Annotated in this window: 23 protein-coding genes and 1 pseudogene; 14 read left to right on the forward strand and 10 right to left on the reverse strand. The window is 66.4% G+C overall.

What is annotated here, in order from left to right; translation table 11 throughout:
• Positions 1–30 precede the first annotated feature (30 nt).
• The 4 genes from efeU to DQP57_RS02255 all read left to right on the forward strand — a co-directional run bounded on the left by efeU (position 31) and on the right by DQP57_RS02255 (position 5165).
• Complete coding sequence (gene efeU / locus DQP57_RS02240) at positions 31–1638, forward strand: iron uptake transporter permease EfeU (RefSeq protein WP_112631316.1); 1608 nt, start codon at positions 31–33, stop codon at positions 1636–1638.
• Entirely contained in the window at positions 1598–2851 is a 1254-nt protein-coding gene (efeO, locus tag DQP57_RS02245; protein WP_289176294.1) for an iron uptake system protein EfeO, read from the forward strand. The genes efeU and efeO overlap by 41 nt, the downstream gene beginning before the upstream one ends.
• A 2-nt stretch (positions 2852–2853) precedes the next feature.
• A complete protein-coding gene (gene efeB, locus DQP57_RS02250) occupies positions 2854–4170 on the forward strand; it encodes an iron uptake transporter deferrochelatase/peroxidase subunit (RefSeq protein ID WP_112631318.1) in 1317 nt (438 codons plus the stop codon).
• 107 nt (positions 4171–4277) lie between these two features.
• A complete protein-coding gene (locus tag DQP57_RS02255; protein WP_112631320.1) occupies positions 4278–5165 on the forward strand; it encodes a universal stress protein in 888 nt (295 codons plus the stop codon).
• Positions 5166–5171: 6 nt separating this feature from the next.
• Here the strand turns inward: DQP57_RS02255 and DQP57_RS02260 are convergent, their stop codons facing one another.
• Positions 5172–6512, reverse strand: a complete 1341-nt coding sequence (locus tag DQP57_RS02260; protein WP_112631322.1) for an acyltransferase family protein — start codon at positions 6510–6512, stop codon at positions 5172–5174.
• A 69-nt stretch (positions 6513–6581) separates the two neighbouring features.
• On the opposite strand from DQP57_RS02260, the gene DQP57_RS02265 reads away from it, so the two are divergent.
• Entirely contained in the window at positions 6582–7553 is a 972-nt protein-coding gene (locus DQP57_RS02265; RefSeq protein WP_112631324.1) for an aldo/keto reductase, read from the forward strand.
• A gap of 9 nt (positions 7554–7562) precedes the next feature.
• Here DQP57_RS02265 and DQP57_RS02270 read toward each other — a convergent pair whose 3' ends face one another.
• The 3 genes from DQP57_RS02270 to DQP57_RS02280 form a co-directional block, all read right to left on the reverse strand.
• A complete protein-coding gene (locus DQP57_RS02270; RefSeq protein ID WP_112631326.1) occupies positions 7563–8663 on the reverse strand; it encodes an NAD-dependent epimerase/dehydratase family protein in 1101 nt (366 codons plus the stop codon).
• A gap of 7 nt (positions 8664–8670) precedes the next feature.
• On the reverse strand, positions 8671–9189 hold the full coding sequence (locus tag DQP57_RS02275; RefSeq protein ID WP_112631328.1) for a nuclear transport factor 2 family protein: 519 nt from the start codon (positions 9187–9189) through the stop codon (positions 8671–8673).
• Between the two features lie 62 nt (positions 9190–9251).
• Positions 9252–10058 (reverse strand): acyl-CoA thioesterase, encoded by an 807-nt coding sequence (locus DQP57_RS02280; protein ID WP_112631330.1) that lies wholly within the window; start codon positions 10056–10058, stop codon positions 9252–9254.
• A gap of 91 nt (positions 10059–10149) precedes the next feature.
• Between DQP57_RS02280 and DQP57_RS27065 the strand changes: the two are divergent.
• The 7 genes and pseudogenes from DQP57_RS27065 to DQP57_RS02315 all read left to right on the forward strand — a co-directional run.
• Positions 10150–10295: pseudogene (locus DQP57_RS27065) on the forward strand (DUF1801 domain-containing protein); the annotation flags it as partial.
• A gap of 81 nt (positions 10296–10376) precedes the next feature.
• Positions 10377–11606 (forward strand): acyl-CoA dehydrogenase family protein, encoded by a 1230-nt coding sequence (locus DQP57_RS02290; protein WP_112631332.1) that lies wholly within the window; start codon positions 10377–10379, stop codon positions 11604–11606.
• Positions 11607–11620: 14 nt separating this feature from the next.
• Positions 11621–12487 carry a hypothetical protein gene (locus tag DQP57_RS02295; RefSeq protein ID WP_112631334.1) on the forward strand — a complete coding sequence of 289 codons (867 nt, stop codon included), beginning with the start codon at positions 11621–11623 and terminating at the stop codon, positions 12485–12487.
• Between the two features lie 110 nt (positions 12488–12597).
• On the forward strand, positions 12598–12966 hold the full coding sequence (locus tag DQP57_RS02300; RefSeq protein WP_112631336.1) for an STAS/SEC14 domain-containing protein: 369 nt from the start codon (positions 12598–12600) through the stop codon (positions 12964–12966).
• Between the two features lie 222 nt (positions 12967–13188).
• Entirely contained in the window at positions 13189–14073 is an 885-nt protein-coding gene (locus DQP57_RS02305; RefSeq protein ID WP_112631338.1) for a universal stress protein, read from the forward strand.
• Positions 14074–14185: 112 nt separating this feature from the next.
• Positions 14186–15109 (forward strand): TIGR03564 family F420-dependent LLM class oxidoreductase, encoded by a 924-nt coding sequence (locus DQP57_RS02310; RefSeq protein WP_112631544.1) that lies wholly within the window; start codon positions 14186–14188, stop codon positions 15107–15109.
• Between the two features lie 124 nt (positions 15110–15233).
• Positions 15234–16016: an SDR family oxidoreductase gene (locus DQP57_RS02315; protein ID WP_112631340.1), complete on the forward strand. Its 783-nt coding sequence runs from the start codon at positions 15234–15236 to the stop codon at positions 16014–16016.
• On the opposite strand, the gene DQP57_RS02320 is transcribed toward DQP57_RS02315, so the two are convergent.
• The 6 genes from DQP57_RS02320 to DQP57_RS02345 all read right to left on the reverse strand — a co-directional run bounded on the left by DQP57_RS02320 (position 16009) and on the right by DQP57_RS02345 (position 22794).
• A complete protein-coding gene (locus tag DQP57_RS02320) occupies positions 16009–18909 on the reverse strand; it encodes an RND family transporter (RefSeq protein ID WP_112631342.1) in 2901 nt (966 codons plus the stop codon). The genes DQP57_RS02315 and DQP57_RS02320 overlap by 8 nt on opposite strands.
• Complete coding sequence (locus DQP57_RS02325) at positions 18906–19340, reverse strand: MmpS family transport accessory protein (protein WP_276310810.1); 435 nt, start codon at positions 19338–19340, stop codon at positions 18906–18908. Before DQP57_RS02325 ends, DQP57_RS02320 begins: the two co-directional genes overlap by 4 nt.
• A gap of 302 nt (positions 19341–19642) precedes the next feature.
• Positions 19643–20251, reverse strand: coding sequence for a TetR family transcriptional regulator (locus tag DQP57_RS02330; protein ID WP_112631346.1), 609 nt, complete (start codon positions 20249–20251; stop codon positions 19643–19645).
• 201 nt (positions 20252–20452) lie between these two features.
• Entirely contained in the window at positions 20453–21379 is a 927-nt protein-coding gene (locus DQP57_RS02335) for an alpha/beta hydrolase (protein ID WP_112631348.1), read from the reverse strand.
• A gap of 73 nt (positions 21380–21452) precedes the next feature.
• A complete protein-coding gene (locus DQP57_RS02340) occupies positions 21453–22124 on the reverse strand; it encodes an enoyl-CoA hydratase-related protein (RefSeq protein ID WP_112631350.1) in 672 nt (223 codons plus the stop codon).
• Positions 22125–22164: 40 nt separating this feature from the next.
• The gene (locus tag DQP57_RS02345) at positions 22165–22794 is read right to left on the reverse strand and encodes a TetR/AcrR family transcriptional regulator (RefSeq protein ID WP_112631352.1); all 630 of its coding nucleotides are present in this window, start codon (positions 22792–22794) and stop codon (positions 22165–22167) included.
• A 143-nt stretch (positions 22795–22937) separates the two neighbouring features.
• Here DQP57_RS02345 and DQP57_RS02350 point away from each other — a divergent pair, with 143 nt between their 5' ends.
• Complete coding sequence (locus DQP57_RS02350) at positions 22938–23945, forward strand: CobW family GTP-binding protein (RefSeq protein WP_112631354.1); 1008 nt, start codon at positions 22938–22940, stop codon at positions 23943–23945.
• Positions 23946–23971: 26 nt separating this feature from the next.
• Positions 23972–24799: an acyl-CoA thioesterase gene (locus tag DQP57_RS02355; RefSeq protein WP_112631356.1), complete on the forward strand. Its 828-nt coding sequence runs from the start codon at positions 23972–23974 to the stop codon at positions 24797–24799.
• Positions 24800–24847 lie beyond the last annotated feature (48 nt).

Here is a 24847-nt window from a genome sequence, read left to right on the forward strand (position 1 = left end):
GTCTCGATCGGCGGGACAGAAACTAGGCGTATGCAGGGCGTATTCGGCGTATTCATCGGCACCTTTCTCATCGGTCTCCGTGAGGGCCTAGAGGCGTCGCTCATCGTGAGCATCGTCGGTGCGTTTCTCAAGCGGAACGGCCAAACGGTCCGTCCGATGTTTGTCGGCGTCGGCTTGGCCGTGCTGCTCAGCGTCGGCGTGGGCGTGGGCCTGGACCTGTTCGCCGCCAGTCTGCCGCAGGCCCAGCAAGAGATGATGGAGACCGTCATCAACGCCATCGCGGTGGTGTTCGTGACGTCGATGATCATCTGGATGAACGGCAACGCCGCCCAGCTCAAGGGGGAACTCGAGCGGGAGGCCCGTCAGGCGGTCAACCGCGGCGGTGCGTTCGCGCTGGCGGCCATGGCTTTCCTCGCCGTCCTCAAGGAGGGCTTCGAGACGTCGGTGTTCTTGCTGGCGGCCGCCCAGACGTCGCACGGCAACCGGTGGTTCGCCGTGCTGGGCGGCGCGGTAGGCATCGCGACGTCGGTCGGGCTCGGCGTGGGCCTGTACTACGGCGGGCTGCGAATCAATCTCGGCCGGTTCTTCCGGGTCACCGGCGTGTTCCTGGTGCTGATCGCCGCCGGCCTGGTGCTGGGCGCGCTGCGCACCGCGCACGAGGCGGGCTGGGTGACCATCGGCCAGCAACAGGTGCTGGATCTGTCTGGCTGGATACCCCCCAATTCGGTGCTGGGCGCGGTGACGACCGGCGTGTTCGGCATCCCCGCCGACCCTCGCCTCATCGAGGTGCTGGGCTGGCTGCTGTACGCCGTGCCGGTACTCGCCATCTTCCTGTGGCCCGCCCGGCTCGTCGCCGCGCCGCGAGCGCGCGGCCGGCTGCTGGCGGCGACGTCGGTGGTGCTGATCATCCTCGGCGCGGGGCTGGCGATCATGACGCCGGCCAACCCGTCGCCGAGCCTGCGGGCCCGCACCGCCACCGACCGCTCGGGCCACACTGTCGTGGTGTCGATGGCGACCGGGCCACACGGGCGCGAGCTGACCATCGCCCCCCAGGGCAGTTCGGCCGTCCACAGCATCGTGCTTGTCCCGGCGGATGACCGAACGGTGGACGGCTTGCCCGTGCAGGTATGGCAGGCTTCCGAAGCTGCCGGGGCCGATGGTGCGCCCGAAGTCTCGCTGGATCAGTTGCTGAGCATGACAGGCGGCCGGTTGCCGGTCGGTCTCGCGGTGGGCCGCACGCCGGGCCCGTTTCAGGGTCAATGGTCGACGACCACCGCGTACACCGTGCTCGCGCGGGGTGATTCCGTGGTGAGCGCGCAAGCCACGAGCAACCGGACCGCGATCTTGACCGGCGGCGGCTTGACGGGGGCCAAGACCGTCAGTCTCGGCGGGTTGGCGACCGACTGGTCCACCTCGAGTGCCGAGGACCACTCGACCGCGGCCGAGATCGCCGCGAGCGACCGCGAGCGCGGGGAGCGGCAGCTCTGGAATGTCTGGCTGCCGTTGGTAATAGCGGGTTTTGCATTGGCGTGCGCGCTGTCAGCGATAGCCTCGGTGCGCGTGCACCGCAGGCAAACCGACGAGAGGAAATTCATAGATGGGGAGTCGCATCGCCCTGGCAGCGTGCCGGTCTCGTGAATTCTTGCTGACCACAACGGTTCTTGTCGCGGCGACGGCGTTGTCCGCGACCGCATGCGGACACTCGGGTGACACCGCCAACCATGCTCAGCAGCCGAAACCGGGCGGTACCAATGCGGTCAAGGTCACCATGGCCAACGACGGCGGCAAGGACGGCTGCGCCCTGGACACCACCAGCGTGCCCGCCGGGCCGGTGACCTTCACGGTCGCCAACACCAACGCGCCCGGCATCAACGAGGTCGAATTGCTCAGGGATCAGCGGATCGTCGGCGAGAAGGAGAACCTCGCGCCGGGCCTGGACCCGGTGTCGTTCACGGTTTCGCTGGACGGCGGTGCCTACCAGCTCTATTGCCCGGGTGCCAGCACCGAATACCAGACCCTGACGGTGACCGGTAATGCGCCCGCGACACCTACCGGCACCGTGGCCAGCATCCTCAGCCAGGGGACCAAGGACTACGCCGCCTACATCATCAACCAGATCGGTCAGCTCAACGACGGCGTGAAGGCACTCGATGCCGCCGTGCAGTCGGGCAACGTCGAGGGCGCGAAGGCGGCCTACGCCAAGGCCCGGTTGTTCTGGGAGCGTTCGGAGTCCACCGTCGAGGGCTTCGTGCTGCCGGGCTATGCGGTCGGCGACAACGCCGGCAGCCTGGACTATCTGATCGACATGCGTGAGTCGACACCCGTGGACGCGAAGGTCGGCTGGAAGGGCTTTCACGCCATCGAGCGCGATCTGTGGCAGGGCGGGGCGATCACCGCGGGGACGAAGGCGTTCAGCACCGAATTGGTGGGCAACGTCGGCAAATTGAACGGCATCGTCGCGACCCTGCAGTACAAGCCCGAGGATCTGGCCAACGGCGCCAGCGATCTGATCGAAGAGATTCAGAACACCAAGATCACCGGCGAGGAGGAGGCGTTCAGTCACATTGACCTGGTGGACTTTTCGGGCAACGTGGAAGGAGCGCAGCAGGCGTACGCCTCACTGCGGCCGGGCCTGGAAAAGATCGATGCCAACCTGGTCCGCCAGATCGATCAGCAGTTCCACAGCGTGCTGACCACCCTGGACGGGTATCGCGACCCGGCCGCACTCGGCGGCTACAAAACCTACACCCCCGCGCTGAAGGCCACCGACGCGCCGAAGCTGACCGCGGTGATCCAGCCGCTGCACCAGAGCCTGTCCACCGTCGCCCAAAAAGTCGTGACGGCCGGCTGATCGTGACCGACGACATCACCTCACCTTCCGACGGCGGCCCGAACGACGCTGGGGCGCAGGCGGACTCCGCCGCGGTGTCGCGCCGGCGCGCGCTCGGCGGCGCCATGCTGGCCGGGCTCGGCGGTGCCGCCCTCGGTGCCGTCGGTGGCGGCTTCGCCGGTCACGCCATGGCGGCGGCACAACGTGGTGACGACGATGACACCGTCGACCTGCGGCACAGCTACCCGTTCTACGGCCAGCCGCACCAGGGCGGAATCGATACGCCCCCACAGCGTTACGCCATGTTCATGTCGTTCTCGCTGACCGACGGCGCGGGCCGGAGGGAGCTGCAGACCCTCTTGGCGCGCTGGTCGGCCGCCGCCGCGATCCTGCAGCAGGGTAAGCCGGTCGGGACGGTGCAGCCCCAGGTCGAGGTGCAGCCTCCCGCCGACACCGGCGAGGCCTACGGGCTGAGCCCGGCCAGCCTCACCGTCACCATCGGGCTGGGCCCGTCGCTGTTCGGCGATCGGTTCGGACTTGCCGCCCGGCGACCCGCCGTGTTCACCGACCTGCCGCCGCTGAACGGGGACAACCTGGATCCACGCCTGCATGGCGGCGACCTTTCCGTGCAGGCGTGCGCCGACGATCCCCAGGTCTGCTATCACGCGGTCCGCAACCTGGCCCGGCTCGGCCGCAACATCGTCTCACCGTTCTGGGCGGTGCTCGGGTTCGGTCGAGCCTCCGCCGGACCGGGCCAGCACACACCGCGAAACCTGTTGGGATTCAAGGACGGAACCCGCAACATCGCCACCAGCGCCGAATACAACAAGTTCGTCTGGGTGACCGACAGCGACCAGCCCTGGATGAACGGGGGGACCTACCAGGTCGTCCGCAAGATCCGGATGTTGATGGAGACCTGGGATGTCGACCGGATCGGCAATCAGCAGCGAATCTTCGGGCGCACCAAAGAGGAAGGGGCTCCGCTGAGCGGCAAGCGTGAATTCGACACGCCGGACTTCGCCGCCAAGGGCCCCGACGGCAACCCGCTCATCGATCCGATGTCTCACGTCGGCCTCGCCGCCCGGGAAAACAATGACGGCATCATGATCCGCCGACGGTCCTACAACTACACCGACGGCCTGGACGCCAACGGCCAACTCAACGCCGGTCTGCTTTTCGTCTCGTATCAAAATGATCCGCAAGATTTTATTCGGCTGCAGAACCGCCTGGGCGCCCACGACCTGCTCAACGAATACATCCGCCATATCGGATCAGCAATCTTCGCGGTGCCGGCCGCGCCCGCTGAAGGCCACTACATCGGCCAAAGCCTGTTCAGCTGAGCATATCTCGTGATCGGCGGGACCTCTGGCCCGACGGTTGAGGACTAAAGCCTCACGATCGGGACGGCCTCCTCGGATAGCGTGGTTCACGATGGAGGGAGAACGTAATGTCCACATCCGCCAAAGAACTCGGTATCGTCGTTGCCGTCGACGGTTCGCCGGCGTCTAGTGCCGCCGCGGGCTGGGCCGCCCGGGAAGCGGCGATGAGAAACATTCCGCTGACCGTCGTGCACGCGGTGTCGACGCCTACCGCGACGTTTCCGCCGGTTCCGTATCCCGAGTCGCTGGTGACGAGCCTGGAAGACGAAGGCAAGAAGGCGATCATGCATGCGACGAAGGTCGCCGAAGAGGCGATGCCGGGGGACCGCAAGGTGTCCATCGGCAAGAAGCTGGTGTACTCGGCGCCGGTATCGGCCTTGCTGAAGATGGCAGACACGGCCGAGATGGTCGTCGTGGGCAGCTCCGGCCACGGGTTGTTGGCCCGCGGTCTGCTCGGGTCGGTGAGCTCGACCGTGGTGCGGCACGCCAATTGCCCGGTCGCGGTCGTACGGGACGAAGAATCGCCGGACCGGCGGCATGCCCCCGTCCTCCTGGGCACGGATGGCTCTCCGGCGTCCGAGCTCGCGACCGAAATCGCCTTCGACGAAGCGTCGCGTCGCGGTGTGGATCTGGTCGCTATCCACGCCTGGAGTGACGCCGCCGTCGTCGAAGTCTTCGAAATCGATTGGCCGGCGGTCGAAGGCGAAGCGCAACGCAGCCTCGCCGAGAGCCTGGCGGGGTGGCAGGAACGCTATCCCGACGTCACCGTCCATCGGTTCATCGCTCAGGACCGGGCGGCGCGCCACCTCATCGACAAGTCGGAAACCGCGCAGCTCGTGGTCGTCGGCAGCCACGGCCGGGGCGGCCTGAGCAGGCTGCTGTTGGGTTCGGTCAGCAACGCGGTCCTGCATTCGGTCCGGATCCCGATCATCGTCGCGCGCCCGCCCGCGGCATAAGGCGATTCACCCGATCGTGCCGGACCGTGGCCGATCCGATCGCCCGACAGCCGCCACCCGCGCCGCGGGGCGAAGCGCCGCCAGCAGCGCGCCGGCGGCGAAGATCACCGCGGTCAGCCACGGAAAGCGCCCGTCGGGGGCGAAGCCCTCGGCGGCAATCAGGGATAGGGCGTAGGCCGCCATCGCGGCGCCGGCCAGCATCACCGGTTCCACCCAGCGCTCGGTGAGTGGCACACCGAGGAGGGGCAACGGGGCAGCGAAAAGCCTTCGCGCCCAGAACAAGAGCACAATCTCGACCGCCGTCACGACACTCAGGACGACCACCCATTCCAGGCGGGCCAGCCACCAGTCCGCGCTGCCTTCGGGTGGCTGGGGCAAAAGGCCGGCCGGGTAACCGACGACCGCCACGATGACGACGGGGATCATGTGCCACAAGTACAGGGCCATGATGTTGTTGTTGGCGATGGACAGGGCGCGCTCGACCCGCACGGCGCGCAGCGCACGGTTGAGGCCCGGCGTCAATCCCATCGCAAGTCCGGTTTGGGCGCACCCGAACGCCAGCAGCGCCACCGTCGGGGGTGTCGTGTTGTCGATGGTCTGTCCGGGAACACCGATCATGCTGATCGGATACACCTTCAGCCACACCAGCAGCGCCAAGGCCACCGACGAGACACCGGCCAGCAGCCACGGCCTGCGGCCGGCCAACGACCCACCGTGCCAAGCGATCCCAAGTTGATACAGGGTGCCCCAGCCCAGCAGATAGTTCACCCAGTTGAGGTAGGGCACGTGGCCGGCGATTCGCGCGACATCCACCGCCGCGACGGCCAGCGCGAGAGCACCCGGTACCAACAATCCCCAACGGCGTTGTGCGGCAATCGCAATCGGCGTCAGCGACACGACCACCAGATAGACGGCCAGGAACCACAGGTGCATTGCCACCGCCCAACCGGCGTATTCGAGCACCGAGCCGGCCACACCGCAGGCGCCCAGGACAACCACCACCACCGACACCAGCGCCACGTAGGCCGCGGTTGGCCCGAGCACGCGGGCCACCCGGTGCTGGATCCAGGTTCGACGCGACAGGCCCTCGTCGTCGTGCCGGTGCGTCCAGGACACGGCGCCGGCGTAGCCGGCAACCAGGAAGAACGCCGGAACGGCCTGGAAGGGCCAGGTCAGCCATTGGGTCCAGGGCAGGTCGACGAGCGGGTTCTGCCGGCCGAACTGCCCGTCGCGGTAGGTCACGGATCCGGCCAGCCAGTGTCCCAGCACGATGAGCACCACGCCCGATACCCGGAAGTAGTCGACCGCCAGGTTGCGCGCCGGCCGTGAGGTGTTTGCGTGGCCCATCAGATCGGGGGAAGCTCGACGCGGTGCACAGCGCCACGCTACCGTCCCCGACCGATCAGGAGATAGGCCATGAAACAGGCACGGCTCGGTGAGCTGCAGGTCGGACGTCTTGGGCTCGGGGCGATGGGCATGTCGGTGGCCTACGCGGTCGGCGGATTCGACGACGCCGAATCCATCCGCACCGTCCATCGCGCCACCGACCTGGGCGTCACCCTGATCGACACGGCCGAGGTCTACGGCCCGTATGTCAACGAGGAACTGCTGGCCCGCGCGCTGCAGGGCCGGCGCGACCAGGTTGTCCTGGCAACCAAATTCGGTCTGATCTCGCACACCGGCCGCCAAGGCCTGGACAGCAGCCCCGCCAATATCCGTATCGCCGTGGATGGTTCGCTGCAGCGGTTGGCGACCGATCACATCGACCTGTACTACCAGCACCGCCCCGACCGCCAGACACCGATCGAAGAGACCGTCGGCGCGCTGGCCGAGCTGGTCGCCGCGGGGAAGATCCGGCACATCGGCCTGTCGGAAGTCGGGGTCGACACCATTCGTCGCGCGCACGCGGTGCACCCGATTACGGCGGTGCAGTCGGAGTACTCACTGTGGACGCGCGATCAAGAAGACGAGATCCTGCCGGTGTTGCGCGAGTTGGGCATCGGGTTCGTCGCCTACTCGCCGCTGGGCCGCGGCTTTCTCACCGGCGCGATCCGTTCCACCCGGGAGCTGCCCGAGGGCGACTACCGCAAGACGAACCCGCGGTTCTTCGACGACAACTTCGAGCACAACCTACGGTGCGCCGACGAGGTGCGCGATATCAGCGCGGACGTCGGCGCCACGCCGGCTCAGGTCGCGTTGGCCTGGTTGCTGGCGAAAGGCCCTGACATCGTGCCCATTCCGGGCACCAAACGCGTGACCCGCCTGGAAGAAAACGTCGGGGCCGACGCGATCGAGCTGACCGCCGATCAACTGGCCAGACTCGATCGGCTCACCCCGCCCGAGGGCGGCCATCACGCCGAGGCGCAAATGGCGTGGATCGATCGGTAGGGGCCGACACTAGTCGACGCTGGCCAATGCCGCTGCGCCGTAGGTCTTTTCGATCAGCGACCACGGGTCGGCGTACGGACCGCGTCCCTCCAGCCGGCGCTGCAGAATCAAAACGGCCCGCAGCACCGGGCGTAGCGCAGGGCCGAGCAGCCGCAGCACGACCCGCAGGGGGCCCTGCGATTCGGCCAGCCAGTCCAGCGTCTGGCTCCAGTCGTGCTCCTGGAAGTCCAGCAGCGCTTGTGCCTCGGTGGTGTCATACCAGCCGGTGAAACTCCAGCCGCGGTCGTCGGCCGGGTCACCGGGCAGGCCGGCCGAGGGGCCGAGCGGTCCCAGGCCGGCCGCGCTCATCAGGTCGTCCTGCAGGCCGTGCTGTAGCAGCACGTACGTTTCGTTGCCGCCGATGAGCAGGGCCTTGCCGGAAATGGTGTCCTTGCGGTCGACGCCGTTGGCGAACGCCAGCGCCACGTCACGCGCGTCCACCGCATGAATTCGGTTGTCGCTGGGCATCGAACGCATCAGGGTGAGGTAGTCGCCGTTTATGGCCGCCTGCGTGTCGGGCGAGATGACGCCGGCGAGTCGATAGAGCGCGTAGGGCAGGCCACTGCCACGGATCGCCGCCTCGGCGAGAACTTTGTCCTGCCCGTACTGGTCGATCGGGTTCACGGGTGTGTCCGGGGTGATCCGCTCGGGCTGACGGTAGGGGTTGCGCGAGCCGTACACCGCGGCGCTGGACGCCATGAGGAACAGCGGCGGGCGGGGGAGCGCGGCGCAGGCGGCCAAGAGGTTCTCGGTGCCAACGACATTGACCCGCCGCGCCAGTTCGGGATTGCGGTAGGACGGTGGGGACACGATGGCGGCCAGGTGGACGACGGCCCCGGGCTCATGGGCGGCGATGAGAGCGTGGACCGCCTCGGCGTCCAGTAGGTCGGTGTACGCAGGAATCAACGTCCCCGGGTGCGCGCCGGCCGCGATTTCTTTTTCGATGGCGACCGTGTTGTCGTTACGCAGATCCATCGCGACGACGGTTCTGCCGCGTTCCAGCAGGATCTGCGTACAACGCTTACCGACTTGCCCGAAGGCGCCGGTGACCAGAACGGTGTCAACTGTCATGGGCGCGTCACCGATCCATCACCCGTCCGGCGATGTTGCCGATCGCCGTGCGGAGCCGGGGAGAGACGAAGATCGAGAAGAACGGCGTCACGATGTCCTCGCGGAGTCGAGTTAGCTTGGAGCTCTTGATAAGCCACTGGCCGGCGATGTTCTCATAGGTTTCGTGGTAGTGGCCGTAGCCGACCAAGGTTACCCCGGGGCCGAATCGGACGACGTCTTGCAGCGCCCAGATGCCACGCGCGGTCGTCGCCGAAGTGAGCTCGATTTCGGGTGTGTGCACCTGGTGCGCCGTGGGCTGTGTCGGGCGGCCGAGGGCCCGCCGGGTGAACGCCACGAACTCGTCGGCGCCGGCGATCACCTTGCCCCCGGCTTCGGAGGTATCGCTGACGAAGTCATCGGCGAAAATCGTGCGCCACGCCGCCCAGTCCTTGGTGTCCAGGTAGCGGCAGTAGCGCGCCTTGAGCTGCTTGATCGACTCGATCGCCGGCAGCGTCTCGACGACCAGGCCCTCGGCTCGTTCCGTCATTGCCACTCGATCCCTTCCGCAAGCGCCCACGCGTGACGTTTCACTGGCGAAGTGTAAACCCGTCAGCCCTTGAAGTAGACGATCTGATGGGTGGTCGCCAGCAGCCCGCCCTGCCGGGTCCACAGTTGCGCGCTTTGGTCGAAATAACCGCGCGAGAAACGGTTGGCGTGGGCGGTGGCCAGCACGAAGTCGCCCTCGACGGCGTCGAGTTGAGGCTGGTCGGCGTGGAAATACGTGGTCAGCGAGATGGTCCCGGACGGGATGAAACGGCCGCGGCGCAAGAACACCCGCGGGTAGAAGATGTCGCACAGCGCGGCGAGCGCCGGGTAGTCGACCGGGCGTCCCGCGCGGTCGCGCACCCACAGCGTGGAGGTCGACGAGGGGTCGGGGTCGCCGTCTTTGCCGGGCATCGCGCCTTCGACGTAGCGCATGTCGTAGAGGCGGGTCCAGCGGACGAGGCCCGGATCGAGGGAGGGCAATTGCTCGGGCGGCGGCGCGCTCGGCGGGTGGCTCTCGGTGTCGGCCCAGCTGTCGCGGCGGAGCGCGAAGAGGGCGGTGGCCGTCGTCTTGACCACGCCGTCCTGGCTCAGTTCGACGATCCAGTGCTGATTGGTGCGGTTGGTCCGCGCAGCCCGCAGCGTGAGGTCGAAGTCGCCGTCCGCGATGGGCGCGGCGTAATTGACGGTCAGGGCCAGCGGTTCCCCGATGCGGTCCGGGTGGGTTTCGACGGCGCGCAGCATGGCGGCGGCCGTGATCCCGCCGAACGGTCCGACCATGTTGGCCCACTCCGGGTGCGTGCGCCCGCGCCTGAGGTCGGTGCCGATCCGGTCGAACTGGAGGGCTTCGTCGAAGGGGTGTGTGTCGGTCATAGTGATCGACCGCAGATTACTGGCGGACGGCGCCGCCGCTGGATACGGGGTCTCGTCGGGTGTGCCGGGCGCACGTCATCGGTTGAGGTACGCGTCGCTGCCAGATCCCGCGGGGCTGTTCAATTCCAGCCTCGACGGCAACACCAGACGCGCAATCGATTTCCACGAGGGCGACAAGATCGACGAAAGGCGTTGACGGCGCTCATTCGCGCCGCGGTGTCGTTGAACGACACCTGAGGCGCCAACCTGTACACCGCGCGTGGCGGTGCTGTACAGTCGCCCAGCACAAGGTCGACGCTCGAACGAGAGGCCATCGGTGTGACTTCCGAGTCGGTCAAGGAATTTCGGAGCCGGGCCAGGGCCTGGCTCGCCGCGACGATGCCACGACTCGACCCCGCCAAGGCGGCGCAGCTGGAGCGCGATGCGTTGCCGTCCTGGCACCGGGCTCGCGAGCTGCAAAAGTTGCTGTGGGACGGCGGATTCGCCGGGATCTGTTTCCCGCGCGAGTATGGCGGGCTCGGACTGGGCTACGAATACAAAAAGGCGTTCGACATCGAGTCCCAGGGATACGAGACTCCGCTCCTGCTCAACGTCCCGTCGTTCGCCATCTGCTGCGCAACGATTCTCGACATGGGCAGCGAGGAGCAGAAGCGCGCGCACATCGCGGCCGCGTTGCGCGGCGACGAGGTGCTGGTGCAGCTGCTGTCCGAACCCAATGGCGGATCGGATCTGGCGGGCGTCATCACCCGCGCCGAGCGCCGCGACGGACGATGGATCATCAACGGCGCCAAGACCTGGAGCACGTGGGCGTTCGCCGCCGACTACGGCCTGTGCCTGGCCAGGACCAACTGGGAGGTGCCCAAACACGATGGGCTGACGATGTTCCTGGTGCCGTTGCACCATCCCGGCGTCACCATCAACCGCATCCAGCAGGTCAACGGATCCATCGAATTCTGCGAGGAGTTCTTCGACGACGTCGACGTGGGCGACGACGCCGTCGTCGGCGAACCGGGCAAGGGATGGGACGTCGCGTCGCGACAGCTCTACCACGAGCGGCGCACGATGGGGGACGGGTCGGAGTACACCAGCGGGCCGGGAATCGCTGAGGCCCACGATGTTTCGGTCGACCTGATAACGCTGCTGGATAAGACTGACCAGGCCGGCAACCAGCGACTCGAGGAGATGGTCGGCCGGGCGCTGGTGCACCGGGCCGTGCATGGCCAGCTCAGTGAACACGTCTTTCACGCCGTGGCCGGCGGATCCCTGCCACCCGCCGCCGGGTCGATCATCCGGCTGTACATGGCCGAGGTGCACGACGTCGAGACCGATACCGCGCTGGCCGTGGCGGGCCCGGCGGCCGTGGTTGACGACGAGGGCGGGTTGGTCGATATCGGGACGCGCTATCTGGGACGGCAGACCGCCAGCATCGGCGGCGGCACCACCGAGATGGCGCGCAACGTGATCGGCGAGCGGGTGCTGAACTTCCCGCGCGAGCGCGCCGACGACCGCGGCGTGCCCTTCAACCAGGTGCGGCGCGGCAAAAGGTAAGGAGGCGAACAGAATTGGGCGGTCAACTTCGTGACATCCGAGAGTTGATGGGTGATTCCGACGCCTACCGCGAGGAACTGTACCGGCGTTGGACGGGACTGTTGAGCTACCGTTACATCGGTCGCAAGCACTCCTCGATGAATCTGGGCGAGACCGATGACATCGTCGCCATCCGCCGCGACATGCGCAACGATGCGGGTGGAATCATGGTGGCGCCGTTGGCCATTTCCTCCCCGGAGGGCTGCCAGACAGACATGGTCGCGGTGCCCAATCCGGTGATCGCGTCGGTACAGATCGTCGATCCCGGATACGACGTCACCAGGATCGAGATCGTCGGATCGGGCATCGTGCACCAGGGCCGCACCATGGGCTACGGCCGCTGCACGATCGTCGATGCCGACAACCCCAGCCGGGTCATCGCCTTCAACGAGGGGCAGGGCGCGATCATCGGCATCCCGCCGGAAGGCCTGGACCGGATGGACGTTTCGGGTACCGAGCTGGTGATCGAGGACTCCGCCGACCTACCGCCGCTGTGGCAGGCCTTCGGTGCCAGCCGGCGCGACGACGGCCACTGGGTACTTCCCGAGCTGAGCACCGAACTCGCGTCACCGGATGCCGCGCTCCACATCGGACCCCAGCACGTCGTTCTCGAGACCGCGGCGATCGACCTCGCCGCGGCGGTCGCGGGAACGAGGAAGCTGCAGGTGGTCAGTTGGCACGTCATGTTTATGTCGCGCGGCAAGGTGGGTCCCTTCCGGGTGGCGGGCACCGCCCACCCGGGCGGTTCCGGTCGCGTCGGCGTGCGCATGCTGCTGCACGACGAGGGTAACGGTGACAAGGCGGTCACCTCCGCCGCGGCGATCTTCGACATCGTCGGCTGAGCCGGCCCTGGACGGCCCGCGGCCACATGGCAAGCGCCCTAGGGACTTACGGCACTAGGCAGCCTACGCCGTCGCGTACATGCTAAAGAGCGTGCGGAAAGGAGCAATCGATGATCGAGGTGCTGCCGAACATGCCGGACGGCGTGACCGGAATCCGCGTGTCGGGCCGGCTGCGCGGCGATGAACTGCGCGAGATCAGGCCCGTCCTCGAGGAGACGGTGAAGACCGGTGAGGTCAGGATCGTCGAGGTCATCGCGTCCGATTACGAGGGCTTCGGTCCCGGTGGCTTGGTCGAGGATCTCAAGCTGGGGTTGGGTACCGTCTTGACCCATCATTCGGCCTTCAAGCGAATCGCGGTCGTATCGGACAAGGAATGGGTCGCCCACACCGTCCACGCGCTCGCCTGGATGGTCCCCGGCGAGCTCGCGGTGTTCGGGCTCGACGACCTGGAGCGCGCGAAGGACTGGGCGGCCGGCTGAAGTCCGCGATCTCAAGGCCGGCTCCGTTGCGGCCTGACGGCAGTGCGCGCTGAAAGACTGGCGTATCGAACCGATTTGGCGACTTCTGGCCTCGCCGGCAATCCGGTTCGGCCCAGGAGTCGGTTGCGCGTCGAAGGTCTCTGGTCCACCCGGTTGGGGACGAAAGGCTCATGACCGGGCCTAGTTTGGGCAATAGCGTGGTGGATGAACTAGGAGATCGACATGACTGCATCCACAAAGCGCCATGGCGCCGTCGTCGGAGTCGACGGATCGCCGGCGTCGAATTTCGCTGTGTGCTGGGCGGCGCGTGACGCGGCGATGCGCAATATTCCGTTGACCCTGGTCCACATGGTCAACGCCACGACGGTCTGGCCGCAGGTGCCTATGGCGTCCGAAGCGCTGGCGTGGCAGGAGGACGATGGCCGCTGGCTGCTGCAAGAGGCGGTCAAGATCGCCGAAGACGCCACTAGGACAAGCCGGAACATCGACATCGCAAGCGAACTGTGGCACGGGCCCCCGACGCCGACGCTGTCCAGGATGTCGGAAGAGGCAATCATGGTCGTGGTCGGATCCTATGGGCGCGGGGCGATTGGTCGGGGAGTACTCGGTTCGGTCAGTTCCGGCATCGTGCGGCGCGCCAGCTGTCCGGTTGCCGTCATCCACGACGAAGACCCCTTGATGCCGTACCCCGCGCAGGCGCCCGTCCTGGTTGGCATCGATGGCTCGCCGGCCTCCGAACTCGCCACGACCATCGCCTTCGACGAAGCGTCCCGGCGAGGAGTCGAGCTCAAGGCGGTTCATGCGTGGAGCGACACGGGAATTCTCGGGCTTCCCGGAGTGGACTGGTCGGCAGTGAAGGCGGAAGCGGAACGGAGTCTGTCCGAACGGCTGGCGGGCTGGCGGGAACGCTACCCCGACGTCACCGTGCACCGAATCGTCGTGGGCGACCGGCCGGCTCGGCAGCTGATCGAGCAGTCAGAGACCGCACAGCTGACCGTCGTGGGCAGCCACGGCCGCGGTTGTCTGACCGGTGTACTGCTGGGCTCGGTGAGCAATGCCGTCGTGCACTCCATTCGCATGCCGGTGATCGTGGCCCGGCCGTCCTGAGGTTGGTTCGTTCGGTGACACCCGGCGATGGGGATTGGCGCAAGACCTGGCCGTAGAGTTGAACGACGGCAACCTTCCCGCCGCCGAAGCCGACGCAGAGGAGCGTGTGGTCATGCAGGTCAGTATGTTCGGGCAACTCAGCGGAACGGGCAGCGAATCGCCGATCGACGCGACCATCGCCAACCTCGCGATGCTTCGCGATGAAGGCTTCAAACGCCTGTGGATGAGCCAATTACCTTACGAGCCGGACCTTCTCACCATCCTGGCCATCGCCCTGCGCGAGGTCGACACGATCGAGGTGGCCAGCGGTGTGGTGCCGATCCAAAATCAGCATCCGATGCAGATGGCGCAGCGCGCGCTGACGGTAAGCCTTGCCTCGGGCGGCCGGTTCACGCTCGGGCTCGGCATGACTCACCAGGCGGTCACCGAGGGCATGTGGGGCATCCCGTGGGACAAGCCGGTGCGCAGGCTGAACGAATTTCTCGACGGGCTACTGCCCCTGCTGGCCGGTGAACGCGCCGACGCGACGGGGGAGACGGTGACCACGCGCGGCGCGCTGATGATTTCGGGTGCGCCCAGGCCCGACGTCTACATCGCGGCGCTGGGTCCCCAAATGCTCAAACTCGCGGGCCGGCGGACCTCGGGTACGTGCACCTGGATGACCGGACCCACGACGCTGGCCGAGCACGTCGGCCCAACGCTGCGCCAGGCGGCCGCTGATGCCGGGCGCGAGGGCGAGGTGCGTGTCGCGGCGTCGTTGCCCGTCTGCGTCACCGACGACGTCGACGCCGCCCGCAAGCACGCGGCCGAACAATTCGCCATCTATGGCCAGCTGCCGTCGTATCGCGCGATGCTCGACCGCGAGGGCTATGCGGGCCCGGAGGATGCCGCCATCATCGGCGACGAGGACACGGTCCGCGGCCGGCTCGACGAACTGAGTGCCGCGGGCGTCGACGAATACGTCGCCGCGGCGTTCGATCCGTCGCCGGAGGGCCGGGCTCGCACGCGGGCGCTGCTGCGGGCGTACGACTCCTGACCGGCAGGGTGCTTCCGGCCTAGTCCCGGTGTGTCCGCGCCGTTTTGGCAACGGCTATGTATGGCCATACATAGCCTCCGGTACGTATGGTGCATAGACGAACCCATACGACAGGAGAAGCGCGGTGGCAGAACGGTTGGCGGGAAAGGTCGCCCTGATCAGTGGCGGCGCCCGGGGCATGGGCGCATCGCACGTGCGGTCGCTGGTCGCCGAGGGGGCCAAGGTCGTCTTCGGTGACATCCTCGACGACGAGGGCAAGGCGGTCGCGTCCGAGGTCGGTGACGCCGCCCGCTACCTGCACCTCGACGTCACCAAGCCCGAGGATTGGGACGCGGCGGTGGCCACGGCGCTGAGCGAGTTCGGTCGCATCGACGTGCTGGTCAACAACGCCGGCATCATCAACATCGGCACCCTGGAGGATTACGCGCTCTCGGAGTGGCAGCGCATCCTCGACATCAACCTGACGGGCGTGTTTCTCGGCATCCGCGCCGTGGTCAAACCCATGAAGGAAGCGGGCCGGGGATCGATCATCAACATCTCCTCGATCGAAGGCATGGCCGGCACCATCGCCTGCCACGGTTACACCGCAACCAAATTCGCCGTGCGGGGACTGACGAAGTCGGCCGCCCTGGAGTTGGGTCCGAGCGGAATCCGGGTCAACTCAATCCATCCCGGGCTCATCAAGACCCCGATGACCGACTGGGTTCCCGACGACATCTTCCAGACCGCGCTGGGCCGGGCCGCCCAGCCCGTGGAGGTCTCCAACCTGGTGGTCTACCTGGCCAGCGACGAGTCCAGCTACTCCACCGGCGCGGAGTTCGTGGTGGACGGCGGCACGACCGCCGGCCTCGGACACAAGGACTTCTCCAACGTCGAGACCGACGCCCAGCCGGACTGGGTTACCTAGCGGCGGTTGCCAGTTCGTCGTCCTTGGCCGGCTTGGGCCACGGCGAGGGAACCGGGCGTTGGCGCACCCGTTGCGGCCACCAGAACCACTTGCCCAGCAGCGCGGCGATCGACGGTGTCATCAACGACCGCACGATCAAGGTGTCGAACAGCAGACCCAGTCCGATCGTGGTACCGACCTGGCCGATGACCGTCAGCTCGCTGACCGCCATGGTCATCATCGTGAAGGCGAACACCAGTCCCGCCGATGTCACCACCGAGCCGGTGCCGCCCATCGACCGGATGATGCCGGTGTTCAGCCCGGCGTGGATCTCCTCTTTGAACCGCGCCACCAGTAGCAGGTTGTAGTCGGCACCGACGGCCAGCAGGATGATGACCGACATCGCGAGCACCATCCAGTGCAACTCGATGCCGATCAGGTGCTGCCAGATCAGGACCGAGAGCCCGAAGGACGCGCCCAGCGACAGCAAGACGGTTCCCACGATCACCGCCGACGCCACCACGCCTCGGGTGATGATCAGCATGATGATGAAAATCAGGCACAGTGACGAGATCCCGGCGATCAACAGGTCGTAGGTGTTGCCGTCGCTGAGGTCCTTGTAGATCGACGCGGTCCCCGCGAGATAGATCTTCGAACCCTCCAGCGGCGTGCCTTTCAGCGCTTCGTAGGCGGCCTTCTTGATCAACGGGATGTGCGAAATGCCCTCCTGTGACATCGGATCGCCGTCATGGCTGATGATGAACCGCACGGCGTGCCCGTCGGGGGAGATGAAGTTCTTCATGCCCTTCTTGAACTCGGCGTTGTTGAACGTCTCCGGCGGCAGGTAGAACGAGTCGTCGTTCTTGGAGGCGTCGAAGGCCTTGCCCATGGCGTTGGAGTTCTTCTGGGCCTCGTTCTGCTGATCCTGCAGACCCTTCTGGGTCGAATACATGGTCAGCATCGTCGTTTTCATGGCCTTCATGTTTTCGATCATCGACGGCATCAGCGCCACCATCTGCGGCATCAGCGTGTCGAGATGATCCATGATCGGCAACAGGCTCTCGATGTCGTCGGTCATCGTGTCGATGCCGTCCAGCCCGTCGAAGACCGAGCGCAGCGACCAGCACACCGGGATGTCGTAGCAGTGCTTTTCCCAGTAGAGGTAGCTGCGGATCGGGCGGAAGAAATCCTCGAAATCCGCCATGTGATCGCGCAATTCGTTGATGTCGATCGTCATGTCATGCATCTTCTTGACCATCTGATGCATGTCATTGGTCATTTGCGCCGTGATGCTCTGCATCTTCTGCATGCTCTCGATGGTCGTCTGCATCATGTCGGCCTGATGCAGCATGTCGGCCATCTGATCTTCCTGGTACTTCTGGTTCATCTGCTGGGTCACACCCTGCATGCTGATCTGGAAGGGGATCGAGGTGTGCTCGATCGGCGTGCCCTGCGGGCGGGTGATGGCTTGCACGCGGCCGATTCCCGGCACCCGGAAGACGGTCTTGGCGATCTTGTCGATCACCAAGAAGTCCGCGGAGTTGCGCAGATCGTGATCGCTTTCGATCATCAACACTTCCGGGTTCATTCGCGCCTGCGAGAAGTGTCGGTCCGCGGCCGCGTAACCCTCGTTCGCGGGCAGATCGGCGGGCAGGTAATTGCGGTCGTTGTAGTTGGTGCGATAGCCCGGCAGGGTCAGCAAGCCCACCAGCGCGACGCCAATCGTCACCACCAGGATCGGGCCGGGCCAGCGGACGACGAGCGCGCCGATCTTGCGCCACCCGCGAATCCGTTGTGTGCGTCTGGGTTCGAGGGTCTTGCCGAAACGTGTGGCCACCGCGATGACGGCCGCACCGAGCGTCAACGCCGCCGCGACCACCACCACCATGCCGATGGCCAGCGGAATACCCAGCGTCTGGAAGTACGGCAGGTTGGTGAAGTGCAGGCAGAATGTCGCGCCGGCGATCGTTAAACCCGAACCGAGCACCACGTGGGCGGTGCCCTTGTACATGGTGTAGTACGCCTCTTCGCGCGTCTCACCGATGGCGCGGGCTTCTTGATATCGGCCTATGAGGAAGATCGCGTAGTCGGTGGCGGCCGCGATTCCCAACGTGACCAACAGGTTGGTGGCGAACGTCGAGAGCCCAATGAGGTTGAAGTAGCCGAGGAAAGCCACCATGCCGCGCGCGGCCGACAGCTCGAGCACCACCATCACCAGCGTCAGCAGCACCGTGATGACCGAGCGATAGACCAGCAGCAGCATGCCGATGATCACGGTGAAGGTGGCCAATGTGATGAGCTGCAGGCTGCGGTCGCCTGCCTCGTGTTGGTCCGCCGAGAGGGCCGCGGGGCCGGTGACGTAGGCCTTGACCCCCTTGGGGGGCTGCACGCTCTTCACGATGTTCTGGACGGATTCCACCGACTCGTTGGCCAGCGCTTCGCCCTGGTTACCGGCGAGGTAGACCTGGACGTAGGCGGCCTTACCGTCGTTGCTCTGCGCGCCGGCCCCGGTCAGCGGATCGCTCCACATATCCTGAACGTGCTCAACGTGTTTGGTGTCGGCGTCGAGCTTCCGCACCATCTGGTCGTAGTAGGCGTGCGCGTCGGCGCCGAGAGGATTCTGGCCCTCCAGGACGATCATCACCGAGCTGTTGGATTTGTACTCGTTGAAGATCGCGCCCATCCGCTTGGTCGCGACCACCGATTGCGCATCGTCGGGTGCCATGGACACCGAACGCATCTTGCCGACCTCGTCCAGCTGGGGGACGGCGACGTTGAGCACCGCGATGAGCGCGATCCATCCGATGATGATCGGCACGGCCAACGTGCGGATGAGCCGGGGAATTTTGTCGTGCACGGGTTCTTTGACGACGGGGATGGCGTCGGTGCGGGTGTCGTCGATCGTTGTGCTCATGCGGATTTCACCAAGCAGAAGGTCAGGGCGTGCACGCCGTGGGTGATGTTCTCGGCCTTGACTTCGTCATCGATGGTGATGCGGCAGCCGAGCGAATTGCCGTCGCTTTGCGCGGACAGGTTCGGGAAGACCGAGGGGGCGGTGGTGCTCAGGACCAGCGTCCACGGCAGCGGTGCGCCATCGACGCGCTTCGGGTCGGCGGACAGGTCCAAGTAGTTGACGTTGGCCTGGCTGGCCGAGCCGAAGACCTCGTATTTGACGACCTTGGGCTTGAACGGCTTCGAGTCATCGAGCCGCGGGCTGGTCATGATGCCGGTGTCTTGGGCGCCGAAAAACGATTTGACCCGAACGACCGCGAAGCCGCCGACCACCACGACCGCCACGATCAACAGCGGCAACCAGGCGTTGCGCACAAGTCTCGAAATCTGCACCTAGGTGATCCCTTCCCCGCCACGCGGTCGTGACGCGGATCAGCGTTTGCGCGACCAGAGGTAGTGGGCAGGTGAGTGCCCACCAGTCGCATTGCTTAACAACGAAGTTCGTCGAGTCCTACGGTTCGCGCGCGCTGGAGCGTCAAGCGCGGTGAATGCTGCCCACCCACACCGGTTGACGTCCCCGGCGTCGATACCCGGCTCGCCTTGTTGCTGAAGCCTCCCCGCGTATCGCCACCAGCGCATAGTACATGATGTGCATATCTTGCAGTGCATGCAACATTTGCTATTGGTGTTTCAGGTCACTTTGTGAAGATGCTGTTGACCAGCGCCGCGGCACGCTCAACATAGGGCATCGGCGTGTCGGCGGTTTCATTTGCCTCGCCGCTGGCCCACCTCTCGATGCCGGACCGTACCGCTGTCAGCGCCAGCGCCGAGATCAGCGCCGCCATCTCGTCGTCGGGTTGCATTGCCTGGCGACGCACGATGATGTCGGTCAACTGATTCTGAAATCGCTCCAAGTCGGCGAGGAATGCCGCCAACACGGCGGGGGAGGTCTTGGCGAGTTCCAGCATGTGGGCCGCGTGTTCGCGGCGCGGCGGCACGTCGCGCAGGTGGTGGGCGGCCAGGGTGATCAGCTCCGCCAGCACCACCGAGTAGGGGGCCGGCCCGGCGGCGACGAAATCCGCCACCAACTCCGGCGGTATGTCCGACGGGCCGTAGGCAAGCGCGGATTCTTTGTTGGGGAAGTAGTTGAAGAACGTGCGGGTGGCGATTCCGGCTTCGGCGCAGATCTCGTCGACGGTGACCTTGTCGAAGCCGCGTTCCAGCGTGAGGCGCACCGCGGCATCGCGGATGTCGGCGCTCGTCTGGCGGCGACGGCGCTCTCGTAGCCCTACGGGATTGGCCATACCCCTATAGTTGCACGTTGTGCACACTTTGCACTCAAAAGGTGCCGCGTTCGGGGTCGGCGGCCTCGCCCTGTCAAGTCCGGCAGCAAAGTGTGGCCGACCGAGCTCATTGACCGAAGCGACGTGCGGCGGGGCACAGTATCACAGCATAAGGCGTTGCTGCGCTAGGTAATTCGAGCATGAGGCGCTCAATGGCGACGGTCATCCGCTGGGCGCAAATGCGCCCCGCAGATAATCGCACTGGCTCTCGAAGAACCTCGTCGATATCGGTGCCTTCTCGGCGATCTGATCGAACGCATGGAAGGCGCCGGGAACGATTTCCTCCTGCACCCGCACTCCCGCCTCGCGCAGGCGCCGGGCGTATTCCAGGCTTTCCTGGTAGAAGAGGTCCAGCGTGCCCACGCCGATCCAGGCGGGCGGCAGCCCCGACAGATCCTTGCGACGAGCCGGTGCCGCCTCTGCGGGATCTGCCCCGTTGAGGTACCACTGCCAGGCCAGTTGATTGTCGGATTCGGTCCACATGATGCGCCGGGCGCCGTCGCGCTTGGCGCCGGTCCGGTCGTCGAGCATCGGATAGACCAGCATCTGAAAGGCGAGCTGGACATCGTTGCGGTCATGCGCCCGCTGGGCGACCGCGGCCGCAAAATGGCCGCCGGCGCTGGCTCCTGCGATGGCGACTCGATCCGGGTCCACCCACGGCTGGCGGGCCAGCCACAGCAGGGCCGCGTAGCAGTCTTCGACCGGGATTGGGTAGGGGTGTTCGGGGGCCAACCGGTGGTCCACCGCCGCAATCGCAAATCCGGTGCGCGCAGACAGCTTGCGCAGGTACTTATCGTCCTGTGCCGCGTGACCCATGATGGTGCCGCCGCCGTGGATCCACAGCAGGGCGGGCGCACGGCCGGGAAGGCCGGCGGGACGATGCAGGCGAACGCTGACGTGCTGGTTGACCGCGGCGACCGGCACCGTGCGGAGGCGCCCCGCATTGCCCATCAGGTTCATGACGGCGCGCTGAAACTTCAGACCACGGTGCAGGGCATAGCCGCGCGGCACGAATCGCGCCACCGTGCGAAGGCCGGGATCCAAGACGTGCGGGGACGTGAAGTCGTTGTCCGGGGGCCTTTTTGCCATCCGAAGCCCTCTATTCCCTTGCGCCGGCAGACATCGCTGACCATACAGGAACGAACTCAGTGTCCAGGAGCGGTTATTGCGAACCGTCTTCGTCGTCGGTGAGCGCGCGCACCGCGCGGTCGAACATGGTCTGCTTTATCGCTCCCAGCGTGCCGGGATCCTTGCCCTGCAGCGGTCGCAGCACGTCGAGGGCCGCCTCGGTGACCGCACCCTCCGGGCGGCTGGCGTCGACGATGCCGAGTTCTTCCGCGTCGGGGCCACTGAAGCGCCGGCCGGTGGTCATCGAGGCGACCGCGGCGCGAGGCGTGAGTTTGGCCTGGATGAGCGCGGCCATGCCGGGGTTGAACGGGATACGGATATCGACCTCGGGAAAGCAGAAGTATCCGCGGTCGGCGCGCATCACGCGAAAGTCATGCGCGATCGCCAACATCGCGCCGGCGCCGAACGCGTGACCCACCACTGCGGCCGCGGTGGGCAGGGGCAGGGTGAGCATGCGTGCCAGCAGTCGGTGCACCCGGCCGATGTACCACTGCCCTCGGTCGGGGTGGGAGCCCAGCCATTCCAGATCCAGGCCATTGGAGTAGAACTTTCCGCCGGCGGTGGTGATCAGGCCCTGGGCGCCGTCGGCGATGGCCTGGTCGAGTGCCTGATCGATGTCGTCCAGAAATTCTGGGGTGAAACGGTTTTCGTCTTCGCCCAGGTGAACGATGGCGATTTTGTCGGTGTAGTCCAATGTCACGGTCATGTGGTTCCTCTTGAGTTGCGTTGATACTTGCGATGTTTGGTCAGCCGCGCCGTTGTCGCGGCGGAGGGGGTCCTACGGCGAGTACCGCGCGCACGGCAGCGTTTAACTGCGCGCGGGTGGTGGCGCTCCCGAGTCGGTCGCGGCGCAGCAGCAGCGCGGTGGGCAGGTCGACGACGCAACTGGTTATCGTGTCCACCGCCGCCGAGTCCTTGCGGTCCCACACCGCGACGGCAAGGCGCACCAGCAACGCGACGAGCAGCCTGTCGAGACGTCGCAGCTCACCGGCGACATCGTCGGGAAGATCGTCGGCGAGCACATCCTCGCGCCGCACCCGCAACACGAGCGCCGACGAGCCGGGGTGCCGCTCGGTGAATACCACCGCCGCATCGGCGGCAGCCACCACGGCGTCGATGGGGCCGCCCGGGCCGTCGCCGGCCATCGCCTCGTCGACCAGCGAAGCCTGCACCGCCAAGAAGCGCCTACCCGCCCGCAGCCAAGCCTGGCCCATCAACCCGCCGCGTGAGGTAAACGTGTGGTACACAGCGCCATTGGACACACCGACCGCGTCGCCGATGGCTCGGATGGTCACCGCGGTCGGGCCCGACCGCGCTACCAGTTCCTCGACGGCGTCCAGCACGACGTCGGGATCATGCATGCGCGGACGTGGCATGCGTCCACCATAACAGAGCAATTGCTCTGTTATGCGACCGGATCACACCGAGCGGCAGGGCGTGTGCCGTCGTACCTGGACGCAGAGGGTGAGCCGTGCGGCGGTTAGCATCGACTGTCCGGACTCGATGTGGAGGTGAGGCCTTGGCTGCGATCCCCGTCATCGCGCTCACCGGTCACCTCGGGGCCGGCAAGACGACGCTGCTCAACCACCTCTTGGGCCATCCGGGCACGCGAATCGGCGTGGTGGTCAACGACTTCGGCGATATCAACATCGACGCCGGTCTGGTGGCAGGTCAGGTCGACGAGCCGGCCTCCATCGCCGGAGGCTGCATCTGTTGCCTGCCCGACGGCGGTGGGCTCGATGAGGCACTCATCAAGCTCGCCGACCCCGCGCGCCGCCTCGATGCCATCGTCGTCGAGGCCAGCGGTCTGGCCGACCCGGTGGCGATCGCGCGGCTCATCGGCTTCAGCGAGATACGCGGGATACGGCCGGGCGGGGTTGTCGACGTCGTCGATGCCGTGAACCACTTCGGCACCGTCGACCGCGGCACGTTGCCGCCTGTGCGCTACGGCGCGGCGTCGCTGATCGTGGTCAACAAGCTCGACCAGATTCCCGAGGACGAGCGGCCGGCGCTGCTGCAACGCGTCACGAAACGGGCGGCACAACGCAACCCGCGCGTGCATGTCGTCGGCACCACGGGCGGGCGGATAGACCCCGAGCTGCTGTTCGACGCCTCGGCCACGTCCGGTCGGGTGGGGCAACTCTCGTTCTTGGACCTGGCGCCCGAGCACGACCGCGACCATGTCCACGCCGATGCCGTCACCGTCAGCAGCTCCGGTTGCGTGGATCCCGATGCACTGTTCGACCTTCTCGAAGAGCCGCCGCCGCAGGTGTTCCGGTTGAAAGGCGTCGTGGCGGTGCGGCACCGCACGACCGTTCGGGACTACGTCGTCAACCTGGTGGGCAGCGGAATCCACATCGGGAAGGCGCCGCGGGGAGACATGGCCAATTGCCTGGTGGCCATCGGGATGCATCTCGACATCCCGGCCGTCCGTGCACGACTCGACAAGACAACCCAGCCTGCGTCGGGACCGGCATCGGCACAAGCGTTGCGGCGGCTTGAGCGGTACCGGCGACTGGGTGCGTGAGAAACGATCCGGCAAGATACGTGTCGATGTCATCTTCGCTGGGCGACGTGCTCGCCACCATGGAGCTCGAGAGGGTCGACCAGTGGCTCTTCGTCGGGCAGCAGTTGCCCGCGCCGGCCAACCACATTCTGGGCGGGCACATCTCCGCTCAGGCTTTGTTGGCGGCGAGCCACACCGCGCCGGGTCGCGCACCGCACAGCGTCCACACGTACTTTCTGCGGCCCGGCGATTCGCGTCGCCCGGTGGACTTCGAGGTCGTCGATCTACAAGAGGGCCGGACGTTTTCGGCGCGACGGGTGACGGCGCGCCAAGAGGGCAAGATTCTGATGGAAGCGATGTCTTCGTTCAAAATCACCGATTTCGCGCCTGCTCACGTCGTATACCAACCGCCCATGCCGGCGGCCGCCAACCCCGAGTCCCTGCCGTGGGTTGCACCGCATCTGGCGGAGTCCGACGAGGGCGCCCAAGGGCGGTGGGCAAGCCTGCGCTGGTTCGAGCGCCGGATCATCGACACCGAGGCAGCCCCGCCCGCACGCGCGCCGATGTGGTGGCGACCCGACGGGCAGGTCCCCGACGATCCCGTGTTGACCGCCAGCCTGGTGGCCTACCTGTCGGCGGTGACGTTGACGGAGCCGGCGTATGCCGCGCGCGGTGGTGTGGGGGCGTCAGCTCAACGAGACCATTCGGTGTGGTTTCACGGCCCGGCGGCGTTGTCGGATTGGCTTCTCTACGACCGTTCGTCACCGAGTAGCGCCGGTTCGCTGGCACTGGCGAGTGGGGCCATGTTCAACCGCGACGGCGGGTTGGTGTGCACGGTGAGGCAAGAGATGTATTTTCCGCCGCACAGCGCTTGAGGCCGTCGTCAGACTGTTGAAACTCGGTGCGTGATCAAAAGCGCTGCA

Origin of the sequence: Mycobacterium colombiense, assembly GCF_003284935.1 — a bacterium.
GTDB lineage: Bacteria > Actinomycetota > Actinomycetes > Mycobacteriales > Mycobacteriaceae > Mycobacterium > Mycobacterium arosiense_A.

Bases quoted from the DNA above. Each gene is read 5' to 3' on its own strand.
- DQP57_RS02330 (WP_112631346.1), bottom strand. From the start codon at position 20,251: ATGGCCAATCCCGTAGGGCTACGAGAGCGCCGTCGCCGCCAGACGAGC.
- DQP57_RS02260 (WP_112631322.1), bottom strand. From the start codon at position 6,512: ATGGGCCACGCAAACACCTCACGGCCGGCGCGCAACCTGGCGGTCGAC.
- DQP57_RS02320 (WP_112631342.1), bottom strand. From the start codon at position 18,909: ATGAGCACAACGATCGACGACACCCGCACCGACGCCATCCCCGTCGTC.
- DQP57_RS02270 (WP_112631326.1), bottom strand. From the start codon at position 8,663: ATGACAGTTGACACCGTTCTGGTCACCGGCGCCTTCGGGCAAGTCGGT.
- DQP57_RS02340 (WP_112631350.1), bottom strand. From the start codon at position 22,124: ATGACCGTGACATTGGACTACACCGACAAAATCGCCATCGTTCACCTG.
- efeU (WP_112631316.1), top strand. From the start codon at position 31: ATGCAGGGCGTATTCGGCGTATTCATCGGCACCTTTCTCATCGGTCTC.
- DQP57_RS02305 (WP_112631338.1), top strand. From the start codon at position 13,189: ATGACTGCATCCACAAAGCGCCATGGCGCCGTCGTCGGAGTCGACGGA.
- efeO (WP_289176294.1), top strand. From the start codon at position 1,598: ATGGGGAGTCGCATCGCCCTGGCAGCGTGCCGGTCTCGTGAATTCTTG.
- DQP57_RS02280 (WP_112631330.1), bottom strand. From the start codon at position 10,058: ATGACCGACACACACCCCTTCGACGAAGCCCTCCAGTTCGACCGGATC.
- DQP57_RS02355 (WP_112631356.1), top strand. From the start codon at position 23,972: ATGTCATCTTCGCTGGGCGACGTGCTCGCCACCATGGAGCTCGAGAGG.
- DQP57_RS02275 (WP_112631328.1), bottom strand. From the start codon at position 9,189: ATGACGGAACGAGCCGAGGGCCTGGTCGTCGAGACGCTGCCGGCGATC.
- DQP57_RS02345 (WP_112631352.1), bottom strand. From the start codon at position 22,794: ATGCCACGTCCGCGCATGCATGATCCCGACGTCGTGCTGGACGCCGTC.
- DQP57_RS02255 (WP_112631320.1), top strand. From the start codon at position 4,278: ATGTCCACATCCGCCAAAGAACTCGGTATCGTCGTTGCCGTCGACGGT.
- DQP57_RS02300 (WP_112631336.1), top strand. From the start codon at position 12,598: ATGATCGAGGTGCTGCCGAACATGCCGGACGGCGTGACCGGAATCCGC.
- DQP57_RS02265 (WP_112631324.1), top strand. From the start codon at position 6,582: ATGAAACAGGCACGGCTCGGTGAGCTGCAGGTCGGACGTCTTGGGCTC.
- DQP57_RS02310 (WP_112631544.1), top strand. From the start codon at position 14,186: ATGCAGGTCAGTATGTTCGGGCAACTCAGCGGAACGGGCAGCGAATCG.
- DQP57_RS02335 (WP_112631348.1), bottom strand. From the start codon at position 21,379: ATGGCAAAAAGGCCCCCGGACAACGACTTCACGTCCCCGCACGTCTTG.